This window comes from Chloroflexota bacterium, from assembly GCA_016197225.1.
In the GTDB taxonomy this organism is placed as follows: Bacteria; Chloroflexota; Anaerolineae; order Anaerolineales; family VGOW01; genus VGOW01.
Genome location: JACPWC010000100.1, coordinates 1 through 3,792 on the forward strand (window position 1 = coordinate 1; position 3,792 = coordinate 3,792).

Below are 3,792 nucleotides of genomic sequence, written 5' to 3' on the forward strand. Positions count from 1 at the left end.
ATCTGCGTTCATCTGCGTCCCAATTTCCGTTGAAGCTGGTAAACCCAATTTATGCAACTTGAAAGCCTGAACTGCCCCAACTGCAACGCGCCGCTGACGGCCTCGGCCCAGCAGACGCTGACCATTTGCGCTTACTGCAATTCCAACGTTCGCATCGCCCGAAGCGGAGCGGCGGGGAGCGCGGCTTCGGGACAACTCACGGCGCAACCTGCTTCCGAAGAGACGATGGCCAAAGTGAAGCAATTGCTCCTCGATGGCCGCCGGGCCGAAGCCGCCCACTTTTACCGCGAGCAAATGAACGTAACCGCGCCAGAAGCCGAAGAGGCAGTGACGGGCCTGTATAACGTCATCGTCTTCGACGCGATTGGCACGCAACCGCTCTCGCCGGTGGGCTGGATTTTTATTGCGCTCTCCATTTTGATCGGAATTGGCGGTGCGGTTCTGGGATGGAGGCTGGGTGCGACGGTGTCGCCGCCGCTTGGCGGGGTAGTGGCGTTGGTGGTGGTGGCCTTTGCCGCCTTCAACTTGTGGGTGTTCGGGCGCGGCATTCCGCCCAGCCTGCTCTTAGCCTTTGGCCGCCCGGCAGAAGCGACGGTGCTTAAGCTCTCGCGCATCGGCGAAAGGAAATTATCGAAGCGGGCGGGGCCGGTGCAGTTTGTGCGGCTGTGGCTGGAAGTGCGGCCCGATCAAGGCACAACCTACCGCGTGGAAATGACGCGGGCCGTCAGCGCCGAATCGATGGCGAAGTTACAGGCGGGCGTGGTGATTGCGGTGAAGTGTGATCGGGACGACCCGGCGCGGGTGATGCCAGAGGTGCCGGTGAGGATAGTAAGTTCCTAAAAAGAGGCAACTGTGAACATTGCACACGAAGACTCAGCCCTGTTTTTCCGGTTGATGTGGGAAGTGCAGTTCTACGTCAACCAAAAGCTGGATATTTTGCCTGATGTCAAATCAGTTGAGAAGTATGCCCGCTTACCATCGGAGGAGAAAATAAAAGCGCGGGATGCGCTGTATCAGCACCCGGAACTGCTTGAGGCGTTCGTTTCCGAAAACCCGGCAAAGTTGTCGTCAGATGAGTTGGAGATAGTCAAAAGCTGGAAACGGCCTGTGGTTGGTGATTTTTATGTGATGCGTTTCCTCAAGAAGTACGTTGTTTTCATGTCTTCCGCCGAGCCGGTTCAGTTTTATGGCGTGCTGGGGTTATATGAGCCGTTGGAGGCGGTGTTGGGCTGGCAAAGTCCGCCCATCATGGTCAAAGCGGTGCTATTGCCTTTCAAAGGGCGCATCATCTACGACGGCTTGCTCATGTCGTATTCCATTTACTTTGGCCCTGGCTTTCGGGGCAGTTTCAACGAAAGTTACCAAAGAGCGAAACAGCGTGGGGGGATCATCGAAAATCTCGATCCGGGCGGGGTTGTCGTGCAACCCAAGCCCAAGAAACCGGCTCGCGATTGGCGGCCTGAAGTAGACAGCATTGTTGAAATGGCAGAGAAACTGGGGCGGGCGGAAAACAAAGTGCAGTCGCAGGCATTCAGTTTGCTCAAAGCCAGCGCGAAATTGGCGCAAGCGACGGCCCGCGCCCCGGCTGATTATGATGACGTTTACGAACAGGGCAGGCGTGTCTCCAGAACTTTGAAGCAATTGCAAACGGCCTTGGAAAGGGAGTTGTGGAATGATTAGCGGTTAGTCACGCCCCAATATCCGCATAATCCTCCTCCAACGACTCATCAGGCGTAGCCCCAAACAGCGCCAGCAGTTCCCCGATCAGCTTCGCCTTATCGTCGGCGTCGCGCTTGCTCCAGGTGCGGCTCTTGATCTCGATAAAGTAGTCCGGCTCTTGCGGCTTGATCAGCTTATCGAGGTTGACGAAGAACTCCACCCCGCGATAGACCACCAGCCAGCGGCGGCGATCCTTTTCCACTTCGCGCTCCTCGTCCGGGCGGAAATACTCGCGATAAAAGCGAAGCGACTGTGTGGCCGGGGCCAGGTAGCGCGAGCGCGAGAGCATCACCGTGTTTTGCAATTCGCGTTCCTTCGACTCGCCAATCAGCGTCAGCCGGGAACGCACCTGCGTCACCTTGCCCTTGTCGTCCAAAAACTCGTCTTCGCGGTAGCGCACCCGGTTCGTCTCCGGCCCGGCAAAGATGAAGTAGGCGTCGTACTCGTGGTAGTGCGCCTTGCGAATGAGGGTGATCGCCTCCGACTTCAGCCCGTTCAACACCTGTTCCGGCTCGTGGATGCGGGCCTTGACCTGCACCTCGAAGCTCTCGCCCTCGGTCACGCCGCCAATCGCAATCAACTTGCTTAACACGCTTTGCTCGCGATTGATCAGGAAGACGTCAATGCGCCTGGCGTAATCGCGGGCGGCGGTTGCCACCTGGGCTTCGTCAATCGTCAACAGTTTGCGGTCGCGCATCAGCCACTTGCCGTTCGCCATCACGTCGCTGACATCGTTGCTGTGGGCGGTGTATACCAACTGCGAATAGATCGCGTTCGGGTCGCGGGTGAACTTGGGCGAGTTGTGGAGCGTGTCGAGATTGACCACGGCCAGATCAGCCCGCTTGCCCGGCTCCAACGATCCGGTGAGGCCGCCGATGTGCAGGGCGGCGGCTCCCAATCGTGTCGCCATCTCCAGCGCCCTGCGGGCCGGAAGTGCCGTCGGGTCGCCGCTGATGCCTTTGGCCAGGATCGCCGCCAGCCGTGTCTCCTCAAACATGTCGAGGTCGTTGTTGGAAGCCGGGCCGTCGGTGCCGATGCCCACGTTGAGGCCCTGGTCGAGCATCTTCACGACGGGGGCCACCCCGGAAGCCAGCTTGAGGTTGCTGGTCGGGTTGTGGGCCACCCCGGCGTTGACGTGAAGCAGAGTCCGCATCTCGCCTTCGTCAATGTGAACGCAGTGCGCGGCCAGCACCTTCGCCTCAAACAGGTTGTTCTTCTTCATCCAGGGGATGACCGGCATGCCGTGCTCTTTGCGGTTGTTGGACACTTCGAGCGCGGTCTCGGCTAGGTGAGTGTGAAGCGGCACGTCGAACTCGGCGGCCAGGGTTGCGGTGGCCCGCAGAATTTCGGGCGTGCAGGTGTAGGGCGCGTGGGGCGCAACCGAGGGCACGATCAGCGGGTGGCCCTTCCACTTTTCGATGAAGTCGCGGGCGTAAGCCAGACTGTCCTCAAAGCTTTTCGCGTCGGGCGTTGGGAACTTGAGGACGGTTTGCGAACACACCGCCCGCATCCCGGCGTCGGCGGTGGCGCGGGCCACGTCTTCCTCAAAGTAGTACATGTCCGCGAACGAGGTGATGCCGGAGCGAATCATCTCGGCGCAAGCCAGGAGCGTGCCCAGTCGGCAGAAGTCGGGCGAGACAAACTCGCGCTCGACGGGCATCATGTAGCCCATCAACCAAACGTCGAGGCGCAAGTCGTCGGCCAGCCCGCGCAGAAGAGTCATGGGAACATGCGTGTGGGCATTGACCAGGCCGGGGATGATGACCTTGCCATTGAGGTCGAGCGTTTGAGACGCCGTGTAGCCTTTGGCAATCTCGTCCTTTGAGCCGACGGCGACGATGGAGTCGCCGGCGATGGCAATTGCGCCAGGATTGTAGATGTCGCCGTCAACGTTCATGGTGACGACGGTGGCGTTGGTTAGGATGAAGTCAACAGTTTGCATAGCGATTTGCCTTTGCTTTGAATGGCTCGGCATCCAGGGATGCCTCACCGCAAAAATTTAGAGGAGTTTGCACGCCCACGTGCAAACCTTCGGCGGCGGACACGCCTCACACGCCCGGCATCCGGGGATGC

At 59.4% G+C, this 3,792-nt stretch carries 3 protein-coding genes; 1 reads left to right on the top strand and 2 read right to left on the bottom strand.

The features are described from left to right. Nucleotides 1-51 precede the first annotated feature (51 nt). Nucleotides 52-840, top strand: coding sequence for a hypothetical protein (locus tag HYZ49_16855; GenBank protein ID MBI3243954.1), 789 nt, complete (start codon nt 52-54; stop codon nt 838-840). Nucleotides 841-911: 71 nt separating this feature from the next. Here the strand turns inward: HYZ49_16855 and HYZ49_16860 are convergent, their stop codons facing one another. Together HYZ49_16860 and HYZ49_16865 are read right to left on the bottom strand one after the other, a co-directional pair. Then, on the bottom strand, nt 912-992 hold the full coding sequence (locus HYZ49_16860; GenBank protein ID MBI3243955.1) for a hypothetical protein: 81 nt from the start codon (nt 990-992) through the stop codon (nt 912-914). 695 nt (nt 993-1,687) lie between these two features. Next, complete coding sequence (locus HYZ49_16865) at nt 1,688-3,661, bottom strand: amidohydrolase (GenBank protein ID MBI3243956.1); 1,974 nt, start codon at nt 3,659-3,661, stop codon at nt 1,688-1,690. Nucleotides 3,662-3,792 lie beyond the last annotated feature (131 nt).

What these genes read in the sequence shown, in the direction of transcription:
- HYZ49_16855 (MBI3243954.1), top strand. Translation starts at nt 52, where the DNA reads ATGCAACTTGAAAGCCTGAACTGCCCCAACTGCAACGCGCCGCTGACG.
- HYZ49_16865 (MBI3243956.1), bottom strand. Translation starts at nt 3,661, where the DNA reads ATGCAAACTGTTGACTTCATCCTAACCAACGCCACCGTCGTCACCATG.